Here is a 22435-nt window from a genome sequence, read left to right as displayed (position 1 = left end):
TCCGGAAGTTAACGCACAAAAGAGAACACTAAGCCGCCGGGCATCATACCGGGAAAACACAATAAAACCACCCGTAGGTGGTTTACTGTTGTTCAATACGGTTGAGCGTTGCGGTATAGCCCGTTTTCGCTACCGCGTTAAGTAACGTATCGGTTGGGAAACCTTCTGGCACAATCGCTTCTGCTTGTCGGGTTTTTAGGGAGGATTTTGCTTTAATCACACCATCGGTTTCACGTAGCGCCTGATTGACCGAAATAACGCACAGCGAGCAGGTCATATTTTGTATATCCAGCACCACTTTTTGATTGGCCGCCTGAGCCCACAGCGGCAGCAACAAGCATGCAACTAATGTGAAGATTTTCATTCAAATACCTCATAAAACCAGGCAACGAGCGTTGGATAAAATAGCACCGGCAAAATCAACGCCAGCGCGCACCAGTAGAGAACGCGCGCTTGCTTCAACGTTAACCATCCGGAGCACCACAGCCGCCTGGAAAAATAGAGCCGCCAGAAGACGCGCAGTAATAAGCCCAATGACACCAGCATCAGGGGAATTCGCAAAAACTCAAACTGGGTGAAAACAGCAAAGCTCGCCGCCGAAATACCAAACAACAGATAGAGCAGCGGTCCAACGCAGCATAAGCCCGCGGTGACAGCAGCCGCAGCGGCCGTCAACAGGGTGAGTCCCGCCCCTTTAGCGTTGTTCTGTGGCGACATAGCTGTACGAGAACGCTTTAGGATCATAGAAATTGATCGGGTCACCATCGACTTCAGCGTAAGGATAGCCAAAGTTGTTCATGGCTCCCTGCTCCGTTGCTGGATACAGCTCGAAATCACGCCCGTAGTTAAATCCAACCCAGTTCATTTCCCAGTTACCAAACAGGTAAGTGTTTACCGCCTGGACATCGGCGTCCTGATGCGACTTTTTCTCTGCCAGACGCATTTTGGTCACATCAGCAGGATCGCACGGTAACCAGCCGTAACCGGCCAGATAGAATTCGGCGCGGCAATGTTGTCCGCCGCTCACATCGGCGACGCCTGCACTGTCTGCTTTGCCAAAAGCGCTTTTCGAGTAACGTTCGAGCTTATTGGCTTTGCCCAGACGGATGCCAAACAGTTCGCGCGCCGGAATGCCGCTGGCCCGCGCCAGAGCCACAAAAACGGAGCTCATGTCGGTGCATTTTCCTTTGAGCTTACCGCTTTTTAAGATCTCCGCCACATCCCCCGTGCCGCAGCCAATGACGTCGTTATCGCGCTCCATATGGCTACTCACCCATTCGTAAATCAGGCGCGCTTTTTTCAGCGGATCCTGCTCATTACCGGTGATTTTACGCGCAGTTTCCAGAACAAGCCCATCAACTGGGGTATGTGTCGTCGGCAGCAGGTACGGTTTTACATCCAGCGGATAAATAATCTGCTCCGGCGCTTGCCAGGTTTTCAGCGCGTCCTGCTTCAGCGGCTCCCAGTCGGCGGTTTCAATGTCGATATCAACGTTAATCAACAGTTCGCCCTGCGAGTCAGGCCAGGTGGCAAACAGCGTTTTCGCGCCATAAGTATTATTAGTGGTAACGTACGCCTGCTTATAGTTTCCGCTAAAGGCAAGCGCCGTCATTTGTTGAAACGCGGTATCTACCGGAAGCGGGATCCACAGTTTTACCACGCCGCTCGATCCCTTAGGAGGGTTAAGTTTATACGTCTGGGATAACACAAAGCGCCGACGCGCGACTGGTGCAACGGATGGTTCAGCGGCGTGAACCGTCTGGCTAATAACCGCAGGACCGACTAAACCGGCGGCGGAAAGGAGAACGCTATTTTTGAGAAATTGTCGACGTTGCATTGCTGTCTGTCCATGTTGTAAGAGTTGGGCTACGGCTAAGAAGGCAAAAACCGTATGCGATCATCACAGCAGACAGACGCTGACATAAAAAGGTGAGCCGATGGAGGTTATTCATCAATAACAGACCTGTTAACTGTGAATGAAATAAGAAACTGCGCGACAGATAGTAAGCCATAGGCAGGCAAAAAGTACAGCCGTGAGAGCGAATTCAGAATATATAAACATTCGTTGCCAGCTTACGGGCTAACCCTCTGGCCCCTTCGCGCATAACCATATCGTGATTCCAGCGAAAAACAGGTGCCGCCAGCGGAGCCAGGTAATTCATCCAGCGAATCGTGGTGCGAACATTCCAGTCATATCTGACGATAGTTTCTGCACCACTTGCAGAAAAAGACCACACGCCTCGCCCTTCAACCGCCCCGCTGGCTTGCCCCTCAAGCAGCGAGCAGGGCAGAATATTCAACACGTTGATGTCAAAGGTTAAGCGATAAGGAAGCGCTCCTTTCCAGGTATAACGATGCAGCGCCCCAATCCCCTGTAGATCGCCTTTCTTTAGCTCAACAATGCGTTCCAGACTTTCCCACCATTCCGGCCACTGATCGGGATGAGAAAAAACATCCCATACCTCCTGAATAGAAGCCTCAACCCGCCAGACGGTGGAAAACTGATAGTCAGCCATAATACAGACTCCTCAAGGCGAGAAGAAATTGGCGGGAAAACGGATGTTAATGACCATAGCATCCAGAAGCACGGTTTCTAATCGCTGCCCATCTGGCGCATAGCTGATCACTTTGGCAGGGAGTCCATGATAATTATCCAGCCAGACGTCATAACGATGTACTCCATCAACCGCTATTGTTCCAGGCCCAACCACAGATACGCGCGTCGTCGCCCGTCCTGCAAGGTTTTCCTTACCAACAGTGGTCGTTGTCCCTTCGCGTTGCAGATGACGAATATTACCCAACAACACGCCGATATCAGAACGATCCACCCGATGACCGCGCTCATCCTGGATCAATGAATTAGTAGGTGACAGGTGCAAAATGGGCAACGTCCCCACACCAAATGGCCATAACGTCACTTTACCGCTGACAGGATTAAAGATAAGCACCGCACCTGAATGCGGTTGGGTAAAATCCATCCGCACATACCCAGGCTTTTGAAAGCTATAGCGAATAATTTTGCTTTCATCGGATGGCGACGAGGAGCGCATCATAACCTGATAAGACGTCAGGTTATTAAATGACTGTTGAGAAAATGCGATGGGATCCGTAGCCCTGGCATTCTGCGAAAAGATATCCTTTTTTTCCACCGAATATGCTGCACCACTAAGGGTGAGCAATGCTGCGAGCATAACTATCGGAAAAGATGAAATGCTCATAGCAGCCCCCTGAACCAGCATTGCCAGCAAAAAGAAGTAATCACCTGTTGGCTGTTTTTATTATAGTTCTTAACTGCGCGGCACTACTCTTCCGGACTTTTAAACACAGTATGGATAGCAGGTTTAAATTATTGGTTTCCTTTTCAGTTAAGATGACAACATAAAGCTATACTTTAATAGCCATGCTTTTTATAGGTATTAATCATGAAACTGCCATCGGTATTTTCATGCGCCGTTCTCATATTACTGCTGCTGGCGTCATCGTCTGCCACAGCCAGCGCGTTACAAAACCAGGCTGTTAGAGAGCAAGAGTTGAGCGAGGCACTTCGAGCTGGTAATGGCGTGATCATCATTGGCGGGACGGATGATTTCGCTTTCACGTTCAGGGCACGAAACCGAATCCACAGACAGCTGGCGATACAGGATGGCTTTGGCGATCCCATACTGATGAATGGTTTCCAGGACCACAACTATAATCCCGCCCGCGATGGGTTTATCAACAACCCTGCCCGAGGGGGCTTTATGTTTAACGCGCCGATTCGGCGATAGATTGATTGGCAATAGTGAGTATATAGAGGGCAGTTTACGTTTCTGGCAGGTTGCTTGACGCAAGGTATCTATGCTTGTAAAAAACAGGCACAAAAAAACCACCCGTAGGTGGTTTCACGACACTGCTTATTGCTTTGATTATTCTGTTCTTTCCCATGGTACCCGGAGTGGGACTTGAACCCACACAGCGCGAACGCCGAGGGATTTTAAATCCCTTGTGTCTACCGATTCCACCATCCGGGCTCGGGAAGAAATTGGAGGCGCGTTCCGGAGTCGAACCGGACTAGACGGATTTGCAATCCGCTACATAACCGCTTTGCTAACGCGCCGAAATCTTCTGACTTTACAGCCGACATCCGCTATTGCCGATGTCTTAAATTTGGAGCGGGAAACGAGACTCGAACTCGCGACCCCGACCTTGGCAAGGTCGTGCTCTACCAACTGAGCTATTCCCGCATCACCAAGTAACTTTGTTAATCACTTGATTTTGTTATCGTCTGGCAATCAGTGCTGCCGTTCGATGCGTTGCATTCTACTTACCTGACGCAATGAGTCAACGATATTTTTCACCACTGACGATCGTTTGCTGAAATTTGCGTCGAAACGATCACTGATCAAGCAAATCTCCACGTGCAGCGCTCAAATACTGGAACATTGACCACAAAGTCAGTATCGCGGCGACGAAGAAAAGTGCGATCCCAGCATACTCTACCCAGATATTTGGACGCCACAGCAGCCAGGCCAGCGCGGCCATTTGCGAAGTGGTTTTCACTTTACCGATCCAGGATACGGCTACGCTGCTGCGTTTACCCAGTTCGGCCATCCATTCACGCAGTGCAGAGATGATAATTTCACGCGCAATCATTGTTGCGGCAGGAAGCGTCACCCACCAGCTGTGGTAATGCTCTGTCACCAGGACCATCGCGATTGCCACCAGCACTTTATCAGCGACCGGATCGAGGAAGGCGCCAAAACGCGTGCTTTGGTTCCAGCGGCGCGCCAGAAAACCGTCAAACCAGTCAGTGACCGCTGCGATACAGAAGATCAGCGCACAAACAAAGGGAGCCCAGGTGAATGGCAGGTAAAAAGCCAATACAAAGAATGGGATCAGGATGACGCGAAACAGCGTGAGCAACGTAGGGATATTAAATTGCATATGACGGATAACTATCTGTTGTCAGTGAAATTACCCCTATGTTGCTACAGAGGGCCTAATGTTTCAACGAGTAGAAGATCTTTTCTGCCAGAGCTTGCGAAATACCCGGCACTTTTGCAATTTCTTCGATACTTGCGTTACGAAGGCCTTGCAAACCTCCCATATATTTCAACAACATCTGGCGACGCTTTGGCCCGACACCTTCGATGGTCTCAAGCGTGCTGGTGCTTTTCACTTTCGCCCGCTTTTTACGATGCCCGCTAATCGCATGATCGTGAGATTCATCGCGGATATGCTGGATAACGTGCAATGCAGGCGAATCCGGCGGCAGACTGAAGCCCTCACCTTCCGGCTCAAAGAACAATGTTTCCAGGCCTGCTTTACGATCGGTGCCTTTTGCCACCCCCAGCAAGAGCGGGTGCTGTTTGTCCCAGGGAACATCCAGCTCAGCAAAAACGGCTTTTGCCTGCCCTAACTGACCTTTACCGCCGTCGATCAATATGACGTCCGGAATCTTACTTTCTTCAATCGCCTTACCATAACGCCGACGCAAAACCTGATTCATCGCCGCATAATCATCACCCGGCGTAATGCCGGTAATATTGTAACGCCGATATTCTGCGCGCAGCGGGCCATTGGCATCAAAGACCACGCAGGAGGCTACCGTCTGCTCACCCATCGTATGGCTGATGTCGAAGCATTCCATACGCTTCACCGCAGGTAACTTCAATACCGATGCCAGCGCCGTCAGACGTTGCGTAATCGTCGACTGCTGAGAAAGTTTTGTGGTGAGCGCCACTGCCGCGTTGGTCCGCGCCAGCTTGAGATAACGTGCGCGATCCCCTCGCGGTTTCGTCTGCACGTTAATCTTCCTGCCGGCCAGTTCAGACAGAGAGTCTGCCAGCAGGGTTTTATCGCTAAGATTAAAATCGAGCAGGATCTCCCCGGGTAAGGTACGCATCTGGCTCCCCTGCAGATAAAACTGCCCGACAAAGGTTTCGACGACCTCGCCGAGTTCCGTGCCACCGGGTACTTTCGGGAAATAGCTGCGGCTGCCCAGCACTTTACCCTGGCGAATAAACAGAACGTGCACACAGGCCATACCGGCGTCAAACGCCACGCCAATGACGTCCAGATCGTCTCCGGTATTAGAGACAAACTGTTTTTCTGTCACGCGGCGTACGGCCTGGATTTGGTCACGAATGCGCGCAGCCTCTTCAAATTCGAGATTTTGGCTGGCCTTTTCCATGCGGGCGATCAGCTGCGTTAATACCTGATCGTCTTTTCCGGACAGGAACAGACGAACATACTCGACCTGCTGAGCATACTCTTCCTCACTCACCAGACCCGCGACACACGGACCGAGACAGCGGCCAATCTGATATTGCAGACAAGGTCGAGAACGGTTGCGATAAACGCTGTTTTCGCACTGGCGGACAGGGAATATTTTCTGCAACAGCGCCAGCGTTTCACGCACCGCATAACCGTTAGGGAACGGTCCAAAGTACTCGCCTTTGGCATGCTTTGCCCCGCGATGCATCGCCAGACGCGGGTGGGTATCACCACTAAGGAATATAAACGGGTAGGATTTATCATCGCGCAGCAATACGTTATAGCGCGGCTGATACAGCTTGATGTAGTTGTGCTCAAGCAATAACGCTTCGGTTTCAGTGTGCGTTACCGTGACATCAATCTGCTGGATTTGCGCGACCAGCGCTTCGGTCTTGCGTGACGCAAGATTACTACGGAAGTAGCTGGAAAGCCTTTTTTTCAGGTCTTTCGCTTTCCCGACATAGATAACCGTCCCGGCGGTATCATACATACGATAAACGCCGGGCTGACTGGTCACGGTTTTCAGGAACGCTTTGGCATCAAACTGATCGGTCACTGGCTTGTTAATGTCTCCGCATTACACAGGCCATGGCGAATTGCCAGGTGAGTCAGCTCTACATCGCCGTGAATGTTTAATTTACTGAACATTCGATAGCGATAGCTGTTCACCGTTTTAGGACTAAGATTCAGCTGTTCTGAGATCTCATTGACCTTCTGACCTTTGGTGATCATCAGCATAATCTGCAACTCGCGTTCAGACAAACTGGCAAACGGGGTTTCCGTTTTCTCAGGCTCAATCTGGCTGAGCGCCATTTGCTGAGCGATATCGGAGGCAATATAACGCTGCCCGGAATAAACCGAACGAATGGCACTCACTACTTCCTGGGGGGCGGCGCCTTTGCTGAGATACCCTGCCGCCCCTGCCTGCATAACTTTTGCAGGTAATGGGTTTTCGGTGTGTACCGTCAGCATGATCACTTTAATGTCTGCCGTGGAACGCGCAATTTTGCGGGTTGCTTCCAGACCGCCAATACCGGGCATATTCATATCCATCAGCACAACGTCAACGGAATTTGAGCGGCACCATTTTACCGCATCTTCACCGCAGCACGCTTCGCCGACAACTTTTATGCCTTTTATATCTTCCAGAATGCGTCGTATCCCTGCGCGCACCAGTTCGTGGTCATCAACAAGAAAAACGTTGATCAAAGGAATATCTCCAGAATAGGGATAACGCTACCGATAGTTAATCGGTCCTATGTTAACGGGTTTTATCTCAACTTTGAAATGTAAAAAACGCCCGACTTTCGATTTTGCTCTCGTTTTTGGAAATTAGATTGTACGACGAGTGGAAACTTTCAGTCCTGACAGCCTTCTGCCACGGTTATATCTGCATAGCTGTTTCAGAATAGTGACAAAAAATTCATATTCCCTCGCTGAATGCAAAATAGGCAGTCAAAGTTGTAACAATAATTAACGAGGAAAATACTCGAAATAAACAACATGTGGAGAAAATATATGCACTGCAACATGTTGTTTATTTTAATGTCCACAACATTGGTCCGCGCAAAAAACAACCACAGATATTTTTAGCCTCGCTTATGGTATACTCCGCCGCCTTAAGATTTGACATCGCACTTTTTCATTGAAACATAACGAGGAAAATAAATGAGTACGCCTGACTTTTCCACTGCTGAGAATAACCAGGAACTGGCCAATGAAGTCACCTGCCTGAAAGCCATGTTAACGCTGATGCTGCAGGCAATGGGTCAAGCCGATGCAGGCCGCGTGATTCTTAAAATGGAAAAACAGCTCGCGCTGATTGAAGATCAATCACAGGCGGCGGTATTTTCCAACACGGTTAAGCAAATTAAACAAGCTTACCGCCAGTAAAAAGAAACCGGCTGATAGCAATGCTCTCAGCCGGTTTTGCGTCTGACACTCAGAACGATAATTTACTCAGATAAGCCCGGTTGCCGCGGCATAACAGGCTATCTGCGTTTTGTTTGGTGCATTGAATTTCTTTTGCATATTCTTCTGATGGAAGTTCACGGTATTTTCAGAAATCGACAGAATGATGGCTATCTCAGAAGAGGTCTTCCCCTCCGCCGTCCATTTCAATATTTCCTTTTCCCGCTTGCTAAAGCGCATTTCTGGCGCCATAACCATGTCATCTTCCAGCCGCGTCAGTACAGACAGGCTTTCCCGCACCAGAAGCTGCATCCTGAGCTCCACTTCATCGCTCGCAAGGCGACTGTTACGGATACTTGCACGCGATACCGATAAAAAACCCAACGCCCGATTAGGCAACATTAAGCATTGCGTCATCCCTTTGCGTAAACCGTGATTGCGTGCGGCGTCCCACAAAGGTTGCGCATCGCGAAACAGAGTATCATTCCAGGGTAAATGCCCCTGACTGAAGTTTTCAGGTTTCAGCACCGGATCAATGGCGAAATAATTTTCGGACTGATAATGCGCCACCCATGCTTTGGGATAGGTCGTATGAAGAGACGTTTTAGGTCGGGTAAAAGGTACCGGATGACGAACACAGAGCGCGTAAAAATCGAACTCTAAGTGCTGCGTCTGTTGTTGTAATTCCGTATAGACATCCTCTGCCGTCGCCATTTCCTGAAAGCGTAACAGCATGCTCCGTCGCCAGGTGAAGAAATCATGATCCTGCATACTAAGTGGTAATGCCCCTGAGATTGATAATCATCCAAACATATGAAACAAGCTAACACATAAATGTATTTTATATATGCAAATTATCGGACAAATGAAGAATTACTTGAGTATTACTCAGCAGTGGAAGGAAGTAACAGATTCAAGCGTTAATAATAAAGCAATAATTATAAATAGTTATGCGAACAGCACTCGCCAGAAACAATTCCGACGAGTGCTATATGCACTATTTATTGCATCAAAAACTTCTCAAGAAACTGGCGGGTACGCGGCTGCTGCGGATGCGTGAATAAGGATTTTGCTGGTCCCTGCTCCACTATCCGTCCTTGATCCATAAATATCGCTCTATCGGCAACATCGCGAGCGAAGCTCATTTCATGCGTCACAATTACCATGGTGCGTTTTTCCTGCGCCAACTGGCGAATGGTATTCAGCACCTCGCCAACCAGTTCAGGGTCAAGCGCTGAGGTAGGTTCATCAAATAAAATAACCTCAGGTCGCATCGCCAGTGCCCGGGCAATCGCTACGCGCTGCTGCTGTCCGCCCGATAAACGCCGCGGATAGCTGGTTTCTTTACCTGCTAGCCCGACTTTCGCCAGCAATTCACGCGCACGAGCTGTCGCTTCAGCTTTTGGTTCACCTTTGACTATCACCGGCCCTTCAATAATGTTTTCCAGCACCGTCCGATGCGGGAACAAATTAAAGTTCTGAAACACAAAACCGACGTGCTGACGTAACTGACGAATCAGCCCTTTCTGCTGAGTCAACGAACGCGCGGTATCAATGGTAATCTCACCCACTTTAATAGTGCCCGCCTCCGGTTGCTCCAACAAATTAATGCTACGCAGCAGCGTGGTTTTGCCCGATCCGCTCGGCCCAATAATCGCTACTACTTCACCAGGTTTGACGTCAAGATCGATCCCATGCAGCACCGTTTGCCCATGAAATTTTTTGACCAGGTTTCTGACTTCGATAGCACTCATTTCGGCTCTCTCTCCTGGCGGTTCAGTTGTTCTTCAAAATAGTTTTGCAGCGCAGAAAGCACCGTCGCCATCACCCAGTAAATCAACGAGGCCGCCAGATACATCGTAAAGACTTCCAGCGTACGCGAGGTAATCAGCTGCGCCTGACGGAACAGTTCCGGTACCTGAATAGTGGCGGCCAAAGAGGTATCTTTCACCAGACTGATAAAGCTGTTGCTCAGCGGCGGCAACGCAACGCGCGCAGCCTGCGGCAGGATTGCCCGGCGCATGGTCTGCCAGCGCGTCATACCAATACTGGCGCCTGCCTCCCACTGCCCTTTATCGATGGAAGATATTGCCGCACGCAGGGTTTCCGCAGCGTAGGCCGCTGTATTCAGCGACAAGCCAATCATCGCCGCCGGGATGGGATCAAGCTCAATACCAAACTGCGGCAGACCGTAATAGATCATGAACAGCTGGGCAATCAGCGGTGTTCCGCGAAAAATAGAGATATAAAAACGCGCCAGCCAGCGCACAGGCAACAGCGGCGACAGACGCATCAGCGCCAGGATAAACCCCAGCACGAGGCCAAAAAACATCCCGCCGATACTCAGTTGCAGCGTAAAAACCGCGCCTTTGAGCAGATACGGCAGAGAATCAATTACCAGTTGGATACTTTCATGCATTAGCGTTTTTCGACCTGGTTGTTACACGTGAGGATGGTAGGCAAACAGTGCAGGTGCCCCACCGGTATGAATAAAGAGGATTGGCCCTTCGTCTTTGAAGCGTTTCTGGCTGATACCGTCAATCAAACCCGCCATCGCCTTACCGGTATACACCGGATCCAACAAAATGCCTTCCAGTCGCGCCAGCAGTTTTACCGCCTCCATGCCCTCTTCGTTTGGCGTACCGTAGCCCGGCGCATAATAATCATCCCATAACAGGATATCCGCTGAGGCCGTCAGTTCCAGTTCACGGGCAATATCCTGCTGCAACGTTACAACTTTGGGCTTTTGATCGGCGACGCTGCGCGAGACGGTCACGCCGATCAGCTCGACGTCTGGCATCAGTTGTTCCAGGCCCACGGCCAGCCCGGCGTGCGTTCCCGCACTGCCCGATGCCACTACTACAGAAGAGAGCGCAACGGCCCCTTCACACTGCTGGGCAATTTCCAGCGCGCTTTCCACATAACCCAATGCGCCCAGGGCGTTAGAACCGCCAACGGGGATCACATACGGGCGGAAGCCCTGTGCTTCAATGCGCGTCGCCAGTTCCTGAAGTTGCGCATTCGGGTCGGTCAGCGCATCGCACATTTCAATTTGCGTATTAAACAGGTCCAGCAGCAGACGGTTGCCGTTGGTGAGATAGTTTTCCGCAGTAGTGCCAATCGGATTTTCCAACAGCGCCACGCAGTGCAGGCCAAGCTTCGCCGCTACCGCCGCCGTCTGTCGAACATGGTTAGACTGGATGGCACCCGCGGTTATCAGCGTATCAGCGCCTTCACGCAGTGCGTCTGCGGCCAGGAATTCCAGCTTACGCAGCTTATTGCCACCCATGGCCATCGGCGTGACGTCATCGCGTTTGATGAAAATATCGCGCCCGAGATAGTCGGAGAAACGTGGAAGATATTCGAGCGGCGTTGGCGCGCCAATAAATTCCAGACGTGGAAAGCGCGTTAAGTTATGCAGCGGCATACAGCCTCCGGTATTCGTTGTTGTGATGTTCTTTTTATTATGCACGCTCAGGCGCAATGAAATAAAAAAAGGCGCTGTTAAAGGCGCCTTTTTTCATCGGATGCCGATTATTTCGTCACATCCGCTCCAAACCATTTTTCAGACAGGGCTTTCAGCGTACCGTCTTTCTGCATTTCAGCAATGGCCGCATCAACCGCTTTCAGCAGATCTTCATTGCCTTTGCGCAGCGCCACGCCGGACTCCTGGCGGGAGAATGCTTCACCGGTCACAGCCAGCGTATCCTTGGTTTTCTTGACCAGATCCAGCGCCGCCAGACGGTCAACCAGAATGGCGTCGATACGGCCTACACGCAGATCCTGGTATTTGGTCGGGTCATCATCATAGGTACGAATATCCACGCCCTGCACGTTCTGGCGCAGCCACTCTTCATAGTTGGTGCCCAGACCAACGCCGACTTTTTTACCTTTCAGATCGGCAGCAGTCTTAATAACGCCTTCATTGCCTTTTTTCACCAGCGCCTGAATACCAGAAACCGTATACGGGGTAGAGAAATCGTATTTTTTCTTACGTTCGTCAGAGATGGTCACCTGGTTGATGACCACGTCAATGCGCTTGGAATCAAGAGAGGCCAGCATACCGTCCCACTTGGTCGGCTTCAGGTTAGCTTTCACCCCAAGGTGCTTGGCCAGTTCCTCAGCAAACTCCACTTCGAAACCGGTCAGCTTGCCGTCGTCACCCTGAAAACTAAACGGGGGATAGGTCCCTTCCAGGCCCACCAGCAGCGTGCCGCGCTCTTTAACTTTATTTAACAGACCTTCATCTGCATAAGTCTTTACGCTCATTCCGGCGACAAGTGCAACAGCCATTACACCCATCAGAGCCTGACGTCCCAGAAGTGCTAATTTCATAGTTACCCCGAATATTGTCATTAGTGACTATCATTTATGACTACAGTGTAAAGCGTTTACTGTGTTCCACAAACACGACTCTGTTACACCTTATTCGTTTTTAATATATATCAGAACTGGCTGTCCAGGAGGATTTCTGCATATGACCCATATGGGTATGGGCTTTGAACTGCTCATACTTACGTAAGGCGATGCGGTAATTGTTGGTGCTGGTTTCCGGCAGCCACGGGGCAAGGTTTTCGTCGAGGAACCCTTCCTGCAGCAGGTCATGAGAGATATTTTGTTCGGTCAGGTGATTCCCGAGGCGACGCAGGCGGACAACGTATTCACGTACCGTGCCGTGACTCATTTCGGTCTGCTCAAATAAAAATTGTTTAAAACCAATGATGTCGAAAAAGTCGCTCTGCTCTTTGCAATGCAAATCACCGCAAAAACGACACAGTGCCACCCACTCTTTTTTCTCCTGCTCCCACTCGGCTTCATCCAACAAAGTGTCCAGGCGGGCGATGGCGATTTTATTCACAATTTGCCCGCGACGAACCAGCGTGATCCGGTCGAGCAACTTAAAGCAATGGGCGCAATGCGTCTGGCTGTGTTTGAAATCTTTGAGGTAGCGGCTTAGAGGCCGTCTTTTTGATTGCTGCACCGTCATGAGAACTCCTGGTAGTCAATTCGTAATGCGGCATTGTTCAGGGGTAATAATGTACCCCTATAGCTTACCCAGCTTGGTGCGTAGACGTTTGATGGCCTGACTGTGCAACTGGCTGACCCGTGACTCCCCGACTTCCAGTACCGCGCCGATCTCTTTCAGATTCAGCTCTTCCTGGTAGTACAGCGTTAACACCAGCTTTTCGCGCTCCGGCAACGCCTCGATCGCGTCCATCACGCGCTGGCGGAGGTTACCCTCAAGAAGCTGTTGTAACGGGTTTTCCTGCTGATGTTCTTCCGTCACCAGCTCAATACTATCGCCATGCTCTTCCCGCCACTCGTCGTATGAGAAGAGTTGGCTGTTATTGGTATCGAGCAACATCTGACGATACTCTTGCACAGGAATAGCCAGACGCTCCGCCACTTCGGTTTCCGTCGCGTTGCGCCCTAATTCCTGCTCCAGTTGTCCCATCGCCTGTGCCACTTCGCGAGCATTGCGCCGAACGCTACGCGGCACCCAATCCCGGCTACGTAGTTCGTCCAGCATTGCTCCACGAATACGCTGCACTGCGTAAGTGGTAAATGCCGTTCCTTGCAAAGCGTCATATCGGTCAACGGCATTCAATAACCCGATGCCGCCCGCTTGTAGCAGGTCATCCAGTTCTACGCTCGCCGGCAAACGCACCTGAAGGCGCAATGCTTCGTGACGCACCAACGGTACATAACGCTGCCACAGCGAGTGTTTATCCATTACACCTTCAGCGGTATACAGTGAATTCACGATAAACAGCCCTGCGTTAAATGAGTTATCGGCATGATTATCCGTTTCTGCAGGGGTTTTAATCGGGTGAATAGTGGGTGAAATGGGGGGTTATTTAGGGGTTACGGGTAAAGCTAAATATAAAAAACCCCGCCGGAGCGGGGTTTGCGCGATAAGCGTAAATTAACGCAGCAGAGACAGAACGTTCTGCGTGGTCTGGTTAGCCTGCGCCAGTACAGAGGTCCCCGCTTGTTGCAGGATCTGCGCACGAGACATGTTAGACACTTCGGTCGCGTAATCAGCATCTTCGATACGGCTACGAGCAGAAGACAGGTTGTTTACGGTGTTACCCAGGTTAGTGATGGTAGAATCGAAACGGTTCTGTACCGCACCCAGGTCAGAACGCAGCGCATCAACCTGTGCCAGCGCTTTATCCAGGGCTTTCAGAGGGTCTTTGGTTTTATCAGTAGCTGTTTGAGCTTCAGCAGTGATTTTACCATTAGCATCTTTGTATGCAGCTTTACCGGAACCATTAGTGATTGCGCCATCCGCCTGAACATAGTAAGTAGCTACGTTGCTATCAACCAAAGCGCCTTTATCATTTTTAAAAATATCAAGACCAGCACCGGCTGCTGTACCGGCTTTTACTACGCCAGCAGCAGAAACGTTGTATCCAGTACCAGCATCAGTAGTAAATGCTTTGCCCTGAAGTGCGTTAGTCATTGACTCAGTGCTCATCTGAGCCTTAGCCACATCAATTTTCCCGGCAGTACCACCCGCTAAAGTCAGCACCGTGTCTGTACCATCGATCTTAATGCTTGAAGCTTTAGCTGCACCGCCACCATTGGTCTGTAAGGCAGTTAAAGTTGCAGCAGCTGGGCCACCCAAGTTGTTCTTCGTCAGGTTACCAGTTGAATCCAGGAACAAAGCAGCATTATCGTCAGCTGCAGTAATAGTGCCATCTTTTGCTATCAGCACATCTTGCGATGTTGTGCCAATAGTTACTGTTGCTTTTGTAACGTCACCAGTTTTTGGATTCAAATGCCCCAATACGTCATCAGCATCTACACCTGTCGCATTGAATTCATAAGATTTACTGGTTGCATTGTAGGTATAATCGGTGCTTGCAGCAGCACCTAAACCATTATCAATATTCGCAGTTACTTTTTTACCTGCAGTCACACCAGAAAGAACATCTGCTGCAGAAGCTGTAGCATAGCCCGCATCACCAGTGTAAGTTTTACCGCCATCTGCTGTCGTAAACCCAGCAGATGTCAAATCGTTAACTTTAGCCAGTGTATTAGCAACGCCACCCTTACCATTGACGTTAAAACCGTCCAGGCCCAGAGTAGAAGAAGTAATTTCTTTCAGGTCGATGGTGATGGTTTCGCCGTCGTTCGCGCCAACCTGAATTTTCATGGAGCTGTCGGACGCCAGTACTTTCACACCGTTAAACTGAGTCTGACCGGAAACACGGTCAATTTCGCTCAGACGCTGGGTGATTTCGTTCTGGATGGAGTCCAGGTCAGACTGGGAGTTGGTGCCGTTGGTTGCCTGAACGGACAGTTCACGCACACGCTGCAGGTTGTTGTTGATTTCGGACAGTGCACCTTCAGTGGTCTGCGCGATGGAGATACCGTCGTTGGCGTTACGGGAAGCCTGAGTCAGGCCTTTAACGTTGGCAGTGAAACGGTTAGCGATCGCCTGACCAGCAGCATCGTCTTTGGCGCTGTTGATACGCAGACCGGAAGACAGACGTTCGATAGCGGAGCTCAGGGAAGACTGAGATTTGTTCAGGTTGTTCTGGGTCAACAGCGACAGGCTGTTTGTATTGATGACTTGTGCCATGATCTTTTCCTTATCAATTACAACTTGATGTTATTGGGCTGTTGCCCACGGTTTCTCACCGTAACCCATGTATCGGCACCTTAAATTCGAACTTTAGAAAATTTTTACTTTCCGCCCTCTTTTTTCTTAGCCCCAGAAATACCCGCAATATGCCCCACTATTCTGCGCATTATTTTTACAAAACTATCATTAAACTTTGCGCGCAGATTGCCGATAACCCGCTTAACTACTGTTTGCAATCAAAAGGAATTAGGCATGGCTTCATTTACTTCTCTTGGCGTCGGTTCAAATCTGCCGCTGGATACGTTGCTGAACAACCTGACTATCGCGGAAAAAAAACGCTTAAACCCAATAACTCAACAACAAAGCGATAATACCGCGCGTCTGACCGCCTACGGCACATTAAAAAGTGCACTGGAAAAATTTCAGACTGCGAACACAGCGTTAAATAAAGCCGATCTATTCAAAAGCACAACCGTTACCAGCAGCAGTGAAGATCTGAAAGTGACCACCGAAGCGGGGGCGGCACCGGGTATCTATACCATTAGCGTCACCCAACTGGCACAAGCGCAATCTTTAAGAACCAATTCAGCGACTAAGATTGCGTCAACAAAAGACGCGCTGGGTGACAGTTCAGCAGAAACACGCTCCATAAAAATTGCGCAGGAAGGCCGTAAAGAGCCACTGGAAATTAAGCTGAATAAAGACCAGACCTCACTGGATGAGATCAGCAAAGCGATAAACGATGCCGATAGCGGAATTTCGGCCAGCATCGTTAAGGTTAAAGATGGCGACTACCAATTGGTACTGACTGCCAGTGAAGGCGAAGCCAATAAAATGACTATCTCCGTTGAGGGAGACAGCAAGCTAAATGACCTACTGGCGTATGACAGCAAAACCGGCACCGGGAATATGAAGGAACAGGTTAACGCTCAAAATGCGAAGTTAACCGTAAACGGTATCGATATTGAACGTTCCAGTAATAAAATTACCGATGCCCCTCAGGGCGTAGTGCTCGATCTGACCAAAAAAGTCACTGATGTTCGGGTCACGGTAACAAAGAATAACGACAAAGCAACCGAAGCCATTAAAGGCTGGGTCGATTCATATAATTCCCTTATCGACACCTTTAATACGCTGACTAAATATAAAGAAGTTGATCCGGGTGCTGAAGCGCAAGACAAAAATAACGGAGCGCTGCTTGGTGACAGTGTTGTTCGTACGATTCAAAGTGGAATTCGTGCACAGTTTGCCAACGGTGCCAGTGATGGCGCTTTTAAAACATTAAATGAAATTGGTATTAAGCAGGACGGCGCAACCGGCAAGCTGAAAATTGACGATGATAAGCTGAAAAAAGTCCTGAACGAAAACACAGCTTCCGTGCGTGAACTGCTGGTTGGCGACGGTAAAGAAACCGGTATCACCACCAAAATTGCCACCGAAGTAAAAAGCTACCTTGCTGATGACGGTATTATCGACAGCGCACAAGACAGTATTAACTCAACGCTGAAAAAACTGACCAAACAGTATCTGTCAGTCAGCGCCAGCATTGATGACACGGTTGCGCGTTACACGGCACAGTTTACGCAGTTAGACACCATGATGAGCAAGCTCAACAACACCAGTAACTATCTGAGCCAACAATTCACGGCGATGAATAAATCCTGATAACACGAGGTAAGCATGTATACCGCGAGCGGTACCAAAGCCTATGCACAGGTCAGCATAGAGAGTGGCGTGATGAGCGCCAATCCGCATCAGCTGATTGAAATGTTGTTTGATGGCGCGAACAGCGCCCTGGTGCGCGCTCGCCTGTTTATGCAACAGGGTGATATCGTCGCCAAAGGTGAGGCCTTAAGCAAAGCCATTAACATTATCGACAATGGTCTGAAAGCAGGCCTGGATCAGGAAACTGGCGGTGAAATCGCCACCAACCTGTCCTCGCTGTATGACTATATGATCCGCCGTTTACTGCAAGCTAACTTGCGTAATGATTGTCAGGCCATTGAAGAAGTCGAAGAGTTACTCGGCAACATTGCAGATGCCTGGAAACAGATCTCACCGAAAGCGTCGTCCCAGGAGTCTCGTTAATGACCTCAGCCGTGGAGTTTATCAACCGTTGGCAGCGCATTGCGCTACTCAGTCACTCACTGCTGGAACTGGCGCAGCGCGGTGAATGGGACCTTTTACTGGAACAGGAAGTTACCTATCTGCAAAGTATTGAAGTGGTCATGGAAGAGCAAACTCCACCGGGCATTACGCGAAGTATTCAGGACTTAGTGGCCGGGTATATTAAGCAAACGCTGGATAACGAACAATTACTCAAAACGTTGTTGCAGCAGCGCCTGGATGAGCTCAGCAACCTCATCGGCCAGTCGACACGCCAAAAGACGCTGAATAACGCTTATGGTCGTCTTTCCGGCATGCTGTTGGTACCCGACGCCCCCACCTCGCCACAATAATTTCCCGTCTCGTCTGAATTATCTTCCATACTCCAGAGGTCGGCCAAACGACTTCTGGAGCACGGAAGATGAAAAATCCCACGTTATTGCAGTACTTCCACTGGTATTACCCTGATGGCGGTCAACTCTGGCCCGAGCTTGCCGAACGCGCAGGCGGACTCAATGATATCGGCATCAATATGGTATGGCTGCCCCCCGCCTATAAAGGCGCGTCCGGCGGCTATTCCGTTGGCTATGATTCCTACGATCTGTTTGACTTGGGCGAATTCGACCAAAAGGGAACCGTCGCCACCAAATACGGCGATAAAAACCAGCTGCTGGCGGCGATAGACGCGCTTAAGCACAATGATATTGCCGTGCTGCTCGATGTGGTGGTTAACCACAAAATGGGCGCAGATGAGAAAGAAAAGATCCGCGTCCAGCGCGTTAACGCCGAGGATCGCACGCAAATAGATGATGAGATTGTCGAGTGCGAGGGCTGGACGCGCTATACCTTCCCTGCCCGCGCTGGCCAGTATTCGCAATTCATTTGGGATTTTAAATGCTTCAGCGGCATTGACCATATCGAGAATCCAACTGAAGACGGGATTTTTAAAATCGTTAACGACTACACCGGCGAAGGCTGGAACGATCAGGTTGATGATGAGTTGGGTAATTTTGATTATCTGATGGGCGAGAACATCGATTTTCGTAATCACGCGGTGACTGAGGAGCTCAAATACTGGGCGCGCTGGGTGATGGAGCAAACCCAATGTGACGGCTTTCGTTTGGATGCCGTGAAACATATTCCGGCATGGTTTTACAAAGAGTGGATTGAGCACGTGCAGGAGGTTGCGCCCAAGCCGCTGTTTATCGTCGCGGAATACTGGTCCCACGAAGTCGACAAGCTGCAAACCTACATTAATCAGGTTGAGGGGAAAACCATGCTGTTCGACGCCCCTTTGCAGATGAAATTCCACGAAGCCTCCCGTCAGGGCCGCGATTACGACATGAGCCAGATTTTCACCGACACTCTGGTGGAGGCCGATCCGTTTCATGCCGTCACGCTGGTGGCCAATCACGACACCCAACCCTTGCAGGCACTCGAAGCCCCCGTCGAGCCGTGGTTTAAGCCGCTGGCCTATGCGCTGATCCTGTTGCGCGAAAACGGCGTACCGTCGGTGTTTTACCCTGACCTCTACGGAGCGCATTACGAAGACACCGGCGGCGATGGCGAAACCTATCCTATCGACATGCCGATCATTGAACAACTTGATGAACTGATCCTCGCACGCCAGCGCTTCGCGCATGGGGTACAGACGCTCTTTTTTGACCACCCTAACTGTATCGCTTTTAGCCGCAGCGGTACGGATGAGGATCCCGGCTGTGTGGTGGTGCTGTCTAACGGCGATGACGGAGAAAAGACCATCAATCTCGGCGCCAATTATGGCAATAAAACCTGGCGGGACTATCTGGGAAATCGTGAAGAAAGCGTGGTCACCGATGAAAACGGCGAAGCGACGTTTTTCTGTAACGGCGGGAGCGTCAGCGTGTGGGTGATTGAAGACGTGTTGTAAAGCTCAACCCCGGTGACCGATGGTTACCGGGGCGTACGGCTTATGGCAGCGGTGTTGCCAGCGGCGTTTTCTTTAACGCGTCAGCACATTCCTGCGTCGGGCGATCCACCCGCTGCAGCGTCATACCGTCATATTCCAGCGTATTGCCTTCGCGCTCGATCTCGTACAGCTCGCGTTTCACCGTCACGTTGGTGAGATCGCCAGAGAGCATCGTCAGTTTCCCCGGCAACGCGATCACCCGCTGCCACTGGCGACAATCCAGCGTATCGCCCTCTTTCGTTATCACCAGGCTGGCAATCGCTTCCGGACTCACCAGACTGCGTTGCGGACCTTTTGACTGCCAGTATCCTTCCAGACCGGCTGGCGCTGGCGTTTTCACCACGTCGTTATAATTTTCTACTTCGGCGCATCCGGTAAGCGCCAGAAATACACCAACGATTGCTAATTTTTTCATCATTCATCCTGCATGCGAAGAAAATGGGATTGTGGCATTAAAGGCCTGATGTCGCCAGCCTTTCGGCAGCGTTGAGAAAGATTGATCCAGACGGTGTTACCTCTTATTACTCATAGTCAAAAATTCTGAACGGTGTAGTATCCACACTTCTTGTTACATACCTTCTGAGTTCAGAGGCACAACGCATGTCATGGCAACACTTCAAACAGGCCTGGTTGATTAAATTTTGGGCCCCCGCCCCTGCGGTCATCGCAGCGGGTATTCTCTCTACTTACTATTTCGGCATTACGGGAACCTTCTGGGCCGTTACCGGTGAATTCACCCGCTGGGGTGGTCAAATCCTGCAACTGTTTGGTGTGCACGCCGAAGAGTGGGGATACTACAAGCTGATCCATCTCGAAGGCTCGCCCCTGACCCGCATCGACGGAATGATGATCCTCGGTATGTTCGGCGGCTGTTTTGCTGCCGCACTGTGGGCCAACAACGTCAAGTTACGCATGCCGCGCAGTCGAGTGCGCATTATGCAGGCGATAGTCGGCGGGGCAATCGCCGGATTCGGCGCACGGCTGGCAATGGGCTGTAACCTGGCCGCATTCTTCACCGGCATTCCGCAGTTCTCGCTACACGCCTGGTTTTTTGCGCTGGCCACGGCTATTGGCTCCTGGTTTGGTGCACGCTTTACCCTGCTGCCAATGTTCCGTATTCCGGTCAAAATGCAGAAAGTCTCCGCCGCTTCGCCGTTAACGCAAAAGCCGGATCAGGCCCGTCGCCGTTTCCGCCTGGGCATGCTGGTGTTTATCGGCATGATCGGCTGGGCGCTACTCACCGCGATGGATAAACCCAAGCTCGGTCTGGCGATGCTGTTCGGCGTCGGGTTCGGACTGCTGATTGAACGGGCGCAAATCTGCTTCACCTCCGCCTTCCGCGACCTGTGGATTTCCGGTCGCACCCACATGGCAAAAGCGATCATCTTCGGGATGGCGGTCAGCGCCATCGGTATTTTTAGCTACGTGCAACTGGGCGTCGAGCCTAAAATCATGTGGGCGGGTCCGAATGCGGTGATTGGTGGCTTGCTGTTCGGCTTTGGCATCGTTTTAGCGGGCGGATGTGAAACCGGCTGGATGTACCGCGCCGTTGAAGGCCAGGTGCATTACTGGTGGGTTGGTCTGGGCAACGTTATTGGCTCGACCATTCTGGCCTACTACTGGGATGATTTTGCTCCCGCGCTTGCCACCAACTGGGACAAAGTGAATCTGCTCAACACCTTCGGTCCGCTCGGCGGTCTGCTGGTGACCTATCTGCTGTTGTTTGCCGCGCTGATGCTGATTATCGGCTGGGAAAAACGTTTCTTCCGTCGCGCAGGGCTGACGCCTGCCAAGGAGTCTGTATGAAAAATATCGTGCCTGATTATCGTCTCGATATGGTCGGCGAACCGTGTCCATACCCGGCTGTAGCCACGCTGGAAGCGATGCCGCAATTGAAGAAAGGTGAAATTCTGGAAGTGGTGAGCGATTGCCCGCAGTCAATCAACAATATTCCACTGGATGCGCGTAATCACGGCTATACGGTGCTGGATATTCAGCAGGATGGTCCAACGATCCGCTATTTGATTCAGAAGTAACTGGTTGCCGGATGACACTGCGCTTATCCGGCAAACATTCTCTCCATGTTGCCCCTACACTTGCATCGACATGACTTCCTGATACGCCGACACCAGTTTGTTACGCACCTGAATACCCATCTGCATCGATACCGACGCTTTTTGCATATCTGTCATCACATCATTTAACGCAATACCCGGCTCACCCAGGGTAAATTTCTCAGCCTGCGTACGGGACGCGGTTTGCACATCGCTGATTCTGTCTAACGCCGCATGCAGTTGTCCGGCAAAACTCACGGTCGGTTGTGGCTGCATATCCTGCATTTTTGCTGACATCGCCGTGGCCTGTAACTGGCTGATGACCCCTTCAATCCCCTGTATTGCCGACATTCTGATCCCCTGGATGATTTTTTACGTAGCTGAGATTACCAGTTAGTCAATAAGATAAAGGCGTTAAATAACGATAAAAAACCACGGTTTTTAACGCATAGAAAAATTCGAAACCGCAAATAATGAGACCGTCAATTTTTCGAGTTTGCTGACCCGGGAGTGAGTCTTGTTCCACTTTGCAAAAAACGCCGTCCACGATAAGCCACGAGGTGCGAG

Annotated in this window: 27 protein-coding genes and 3 tRNA genes; 9 read left to right on the top strand and 21 right to left on the bottom strand. The window is 50.6% G+C overall.

Translation table 11 applies throughout. The annotated features are described in order from the left end of the window. Window positions 1-82: 82 nt before the first annotated feature. From SK38_RS03620 to SK38_RS03600, 5 genes are all read right to left on the bottom strand, one after another. The gene (locus SK38_RS03620; RefSeq protein ID WP_003833910.1) at window positions 83-364 is read right to left on the bottom strand and encodes a heavy-metal-associated domain-containing protein; all 282 of its coding nucleotides are present in this window, start codon (window positions 362-364) and stop codon (window positions 83-85) included. After that, window positions 361-717, bottom strand: coding sequence for a mercuric transporter MerT family protein (locus SK38_RS03615; RefSeq protein WP_003833912.1), 357 nt, complete (start codon window positions 715-717; stop codon window positions 361-363). The genes SK38_RS03620 and SK38_RS03615 overlap by 4 nt, the downstream gene beginning before the upstream one ends. Further along, window positions 695-1837 carry a transglutaminase-like domain-containing protein gene (locus SK38_RS03610; protein ID WP_008785086.1) on the bottom strand — a complete coding sequence of 381 codons (1143 nt, stop codon included), beginning with the start codon at window positions 1835-1837 and terminating at the stop codon, window positions 695-697. The genes SK38_RS03615 and SK38_RS03610 overlap by 23 nt, the downstream gene beginning before the upstream one ends. Window positions 1838-2045: 208 nt before the next feature. Continuing rightward, on the bottom strand, window positions 2046-2516 hold the full coding sequence (locus SK38_RS03605; protein ID WP_008785087.1) for an SRPBCC family protein: 471 nt from the start codon (window positions 2514-2516) through the stop codon (window positions 2046-2048). A 12-nt stretch (window positions 2517-2528) separates the two neighbouring features. After that, window positions 2529-3218, bottom strand: coding sequence for a LolA family protein (locus SK38_RS03600; RefSeq protein WP_048235187.1), 690 nt, complete (start codon window positions 3216-3218; stop codon window positions 2529-2531). Between the two features lie 204 nt (window positions 3219-3422). Between SK38_RS03600 and SK38_RS25315 the strand changes: the two genes are divergently transcribed. Next, window positions 3423-3767 (top strand): hypothetical protein, encoded by a 345-nt coding sequence (locus tag SK38_RS25315; protein WP_048235186.1) that lies wholly within the window; start codon window positions 3423-3425, stop codon window positions 3765-3767. A gap of 156 nt (window positions 3768-3923) precedes the next feature. On the opposite strand, the gene SK38_RS03590 is transcribed toward SK38_RS25315, so the two are convergent. From SK38_RS03590 to uvrY, 6 genes are all read right to left on the bottom strand, one after another. Further along, window positions 3924-4010, bottom strand: a tRNA-Leu gene (locus SK38_RS03590). 12 nt (window positions 4011-4022) lie between these two features. Beyond that, window positions 4023-4096, bottom strand: a tRNA-Cys gene (locus SK38_RS03585). Window positions 4097-4147: 51 nt separating this feature from the next. Beyond that, window positions 4148-4223: transfer RNA gene (locus SK38_RS03580), tRNA-Gly, on the bottom strand. Between the two features lie 151 nt (window positions 4224-4374). Beyond that, a complete protein-coding gene (gene pgsA / locus SK38_RS03575; protein WP_003030490.1) occupies window positions 4375-4923 on the bottom strand; it encodes a CDP-diacylglycerol--glycerol-3-phosphate 3-phosphatidyltransferase in 549 nt (182 codons plus the stop codon). 55 nt (window positions 4924-4978) lie between these two features. Beyond that, window positions 4979-6811: an excinuclease ABC subunit UvrC gene (gene uvrC, locus SK38_RS03570; protein ID WP_048235185.1), complete on the bottom strand. Its 1833-nt coding sequence runs from the start codon at window positions 6809-6811 to the stop codon at window positions 4979-4981. After that, window positions 6808-7464: a UvrY/SirA/GacA family response regulator transcription factor gene (gene uvrY, locus SK38_RS03565; protein ID WP_006684079.1), complete on the bottom strand. Its 657-nt coding sequence runs from the start codon at window positions 7462-7464 to the stop codon at window positions 6808-6810. The genes uvrC and uvrY overlap by 4 nt, the downstream gene beginning before the upstream one ends. Window positions 7465-7760: 296 nt before the next feature. On the opposite strand from uvrY, the gene SK38_RS25380 reads away from it, so the two are divergent. Beyond that, on the top strand, window positions 7761-7904 hold the full coding sequence (locus SK38_RS25380; RefSeq protein ID WP_418219448.1) for a hypothetical protein: 144 nt from the start codon (window positions 7761-7763) through the stop codon (window positions 7902-7904). Window positions 7905-7923: 19 nt separating this feature from the next. Then, window positions 7924-8148: a DUF2594 family protein gene (locus SK38_RS03560; RefSeq protein ID WP_003030482.1), complete on the top strand. Its 225-nt coding sequence runs from the start codon at window positions 7924-7926 to the stop codon at window positions 8146-8148. Between the two features lie 66 nt (window positions 8149-8214). Here the strand turns inward: SK38_RS03560 and sdiA are convergent, their stop codons facing one another. The 8 genes from sdiA to SK38_RS03520 form a co-directional block, all read right to left on the bottom strand. Then, entirely contained in the window at window positions 8215-8937 is a 723-nt protein-coding gene (sdiA, locus tag SK38_RS03555) for a quorum-sensing transcriptional regulator SdiA (protein WP_008785095.1), read from the bottom strand. A gap of 230 nt (window positions 8938-9167) precedes the next feature. Then, a complete protein-coding gene (tcyN, locus tag SK38_RS03550; protein WP_003030477.1) occupies window positions 9168-9920 on the bottom strand; it encodes an L-cystine ABC transporter ATP-binding protein TcyN in 753 nt (250 codons plus the stop codon). Then, window positions 9917-10585 carry a cystine ABC transporter permease gene (gene tcyL / locus SK38_RS03545; RefSeq protein ID WP_003030474.1) on the bottom strand — a complete coding sequence of 223 codons (669 nt, stop codon included), beginning with the start codon at window positions 10583-10585 and terminating at the stop codon, window positions 9917-9919. Before tcyL ends, tcyN begins: the two co-directional genes overlap by 4 nt. A gap of 21 nt (window positions 10586-10606) precedes the next feature. Then, window positions 10607-11593: a D-cysteine desulfhydrase gene (dcyD, locus tag SK38_RS03540; RefSeq protein ID WP_048235184.1), complete on the bottom strand. Its 987-nt coding sequence runs from the start codon at window positions 11591-11593 to the stop codon at window positions 10607-10609. 107 nt (window positions 11594-11700) lie between these two features. Beyond that, window positions 11701-12501: a cystine ABC transporter substrate-binding protein gene (gene tcyJ / locus SK38_RS03535; protein WP_003030469.1), complete on the bottom strand. Its 801-nt coding sequence runs from the start codon at window positions 12499-12501 to the stop codon at window positions 11701-11703. Between the two features lie 100 nt (window positions 12502-12601). After that, window positions 12602-13153: a flagella biosynthesis regulatory protein FliZ gene (gene fliZ, locus SK38_RS03530; protein ID WP_003030467.1), complete on the bottom strand. Its 552-nt coding sequence runs from the start codon at window positions 13151-13153 to the stop codon at window positions 12602-12604. Between the two features lie 57 nt (window positions 13154-13210). After that, window positions 13211-13930, bottom strand: a complete 720-nt coding sequence (gene fliA, locus SK38_RS03525; protein WP_016153479.1) for an RNA polymerase sigma factor FliA — start codon at window positions 13928-13930, stop codon at window positions 13211-13213. A 162-nt stretch (window positions 13931-14092) separates the two neighbouring features. Continuing rightward, entirely contained in the window at window positions 14093-15757 is a 1665-nt protein-coding gene (locus SK38_RS03520) for a FliC/FljB family flagellin (RefSeq protein ID WP_048235183.1), read from the bottom strand. Window positions 15758-16012: 255 nt separating this feature from the next. Here SK38_RS03520 and fliD point away from each other — a divergent pair, with 255 nt between their 5' ends. The 4 genes from fliD to amyA all read left to right on the top strand — a co-directional run bounded on the left by fliD (window position 16013) and on the right by amyA (window position 19775). Beyond that, entirely contained in the window at window positions 16013-17425 is a 1413-nt protein-coding gene (fliD, locus tag SK38_RS03515; RefSeq protein ID WP_048235182.1) for a flagellar filament capping protein FliD, read from the top strand. Between the two features lie 15 nt (window positions 17426-17440). Further along, window positions 17441-17848, top strand: coding sequence for a flagellar export chaperone FliS (fliS, locus tag SK38_RS03510; protein ID WP_048216065.1), 408 nt, complete (start codon window positions 17441-17443; stop codon window positions 17846-17848). After that, window positions 17848-18219 carry a flagella biosynthesis regulatory protein FliT gene (gene fliT, locus SK38_RS03505; RefSeq protein ID WP_008785101.1) on the top strand — a complete coding sequence of 124 codons (372 nt, stop codon included), beginning with the start codon at window positions 17848-17850 and terminating at the stop codon, window positions 18217-18219. The genes fliS and fliT overlap by 1 nt, the downstream gene beginning before the upstream one ends. Window positions 18220-18287: 68 nt before the next feature. Then, window positions 18288-19775: an alpha-amylase gene (gene amyA, locus SK38_RS03500; RefSeq protein ID WP_048216064.1), complete on the top strand. Its 1488-nt coding sequence runs from the start codon at window positions 18288-18290 to the stop codon at window positions 19773-19775. 40 nt (window positions 19776-19815) lie between these two features. On the opposite strand, the gene yedD is transcribed toward amyA, so the two are convergent. Then, window positions 19816-20229, bottom strand: a complete 414-nt coding sequence (gene yedD / locus SK38_RS03495) for a lipoprotein YedD (RefSeq protein ID WP_003030454.1) — start codon at window positions 20227-20229, stop codon at window positions 19816-19818. Between the two features lie 185 nt (window positions 20230-20414). Here yedD and yedE point away from each other — a divergent pair, with 185 nt between their 5' ends. Next, on the top strand, window positions 20415-21620 hold the full coding sequence (yedE, locus tag SK38_RS03490) for a selenium metabolism membrane protein YedE/FdhT (RefSeq protein ID WP_048235181.1): 1206 nt from the start codon (window positions 20415-20417) through the stop codon (window positions 21618-21620). Beyond that, the gene (yedF, locus tag SK38_RS03485) at window positions 21617-21850 is read left to right on the top strand and encodes a sulfurtransferase-like selenium metabolism protein YedF (protein WP_000790504.1); all 234 of its coding nucleotides are present in this window, start codon (window positions 21617-21619) and stop codon (window positions 21848-21850) included. Before yedE ends, yedF begins: the two co-directional genes overlap by 4 nt. A gap of 54 nt (window positions 21851-21904) precedes the next feature. On the opposite strand, the gene fliE is transcribed toward yedF, so the two are convergent. After that, complete coding sequence (gene fliE, locus SK38_RS03480; protein ID WP_003030448.1) at window positions 21905-22219, bottom strand: flagellar hook-basal body complex protein FliE; 315 nt, start codon at window positions 22217-22219, stop codon at window positions 21905-21907. Window positions 22220-22435 lie beyond the last annotated feature (216 nt).

It is taken from the genome of Citrobacter sp. MGH110 (assembly GCF_001037515.1).
Lineage (GTDB): Bacteria > Pseudomonadota > Gammaproteobacteria > Enterobacterales > Enterobacteriaceae > Citrobacter > Citrobacter portucalensis.
Note: the sequence above shows the minus strand (reverse complement) of the source record. Positions and strands in the feature narration are given on the sequence as shown.

Bases quoted from the DNA above. Each gene is read 5' to 3' on its own strand.
- pgsA (WP_003030490.1), bottom strand. From the start codon at position 4,923: ATGCAATTTAATATCCCTACGTTGCTCACGCTGTTTCGCGTCATCCTG.
- fliT (WP_008785101.1), top strand. From the start codon at position 17,848: ATGACCTCAGCCGTGGAGTTTATCAACCGTTGGCAGCGCATTGCGCTA.
- yedE (WP_048235181.1), top strand. From the start codon at position 20,415: ATGTCATGGCAACACTTCAAACAGGCCTGGTTGATTAAATTTTGGGCC.
- tcyN (WP_003030477.1), bottom strand. From the start codon at position 9,920: ATGAGTGCTATCGAAGTCAGAAACCTGGTCAAAAAATTTCATGGGCAA.
- amyA (WP_048216064.1), top strand. From the start codon at position 18,288: ATGAAAAATCCCACGTTATTGCAGTACTTCCACTGGTATTACCCTGAT.
- SK38_RS03620 (WP_003833910.1), bottom strand. From the start codon at position 364: ATGAAAATCTTCACATTAGTTGCATGCTTGTTGCTGCCGCTGTGGGCT.
- SK38_RS03520 (WP_048235183.1), bottom strand. From the start codon at position 15,757: ATGGCACAAGTCATCAATACAAACAGCCTGTCGCTGTTGACCCAGAAC.
- SK38_RS25315 (WP_048235186.1), top strand. From the start codon at position 3,423: ATGAAACTGCCATCGGTATTTTCATGCGCCGTTCTCATATTACTGCTG.
- tcyL (WP_003030474.1), bottom strand. From the start codon at position 10,585: ATGCATGAAAGTATCCAACTGGTAATTGATTCTCTGCCGTATCTGCTC.
- sdiA (WP_008785095.1), bottom strand. From the start codon at position 8,937: ATGCAGGATCATGATTTCTTCACCTGGCGACGGAGCATGCTGTTACGC.
- yedF (WP_000790504.1), top strand. From the start codon at position 21,617: ATGAAAAATATCGTGCCTGATTATCGTCTCGATATGGTCGGCGAACCG.
- SK38_RS03600 (WP_048235187.1), bottom strand. From the start codon at position 3,218: ATGAGCATTTCATCTTTTCCGATAGTTATGCTCGCAGCATTGCTCACC.
- tcyJ (WP_003030469.1), bottom strand. From the start codon at position 12,501: ATGAAATTAGCACTTCTGGGACGTCAGGCTCTGATGGGTGTAATGGCT.
- fliZ (WP_003030467.1), bottom strand. From the start codon at position 13,153: ATGACGGTGCAGCAATCAAAAAGACGGCCTCTAAGCCGCTACCTCAAA.
- SK38_RS03610 (WP_008785086.1), bottom strand. From the start codon at position 1,837: ATGCAACGTCGACAATTTCTCAAAAATAGCGTTCTCCTTTCCGCCGCC.
- SK38_RS03605 (WP_008785087.1), bottom strand. From the start codon at position 2,516: ATGGCTGACTATCAGTTTTCCACCGTCTGGCGGGTTGAGGCTTCTATT.
- fliD (WP_048235182.1), top strand. From the start codon at position 16,013: ATGGCTTCATTTACTTCTCTTGGCGTCGGTTCAAATCTGCCGCTGGAT.
- yedD (WP_003030454.1), bottom strand. From the start codon at position 20,229: ATGAAAAAATTAGCAATCGTTGGTGTATTTCTGGCGCTTACCGGATGC.
- dcyD (WP_048235184.1), bottom strand. From the start codon at position 11,593: ATGCCGCTGCATAACTTAACGCGCTTTCCACGTCTGGAATTTATTGGC.
- SK38_RS03615 (WP_003833912.1), bottom strand. From the start codon at position 717: ATGTCGCCACAGAACAACGCTAAAGGGGCGGGACTCACCCTGTTGACG.
- fliE (WP_003030448.1), bottom strand. From the start codon at position 22,219: ATGTCGGCAATACAGGGGATTGAAGGGGTCATCAGCCAGTTACAGGCC.
- fliS (WP_048216065.1), top strand. From the start codon at position 17,441: ATGTATACCGCGAGCGGTACCAAAGCCTATGCACAGGTCAGCATAGAG.
- SK38_RS03560 (WP_003030482.1), top strand. From the start codon at position 7,924: ATGAGTACGCCTGACTTTTCCACTGCTGAGAATAACCAGGAACTGGCC.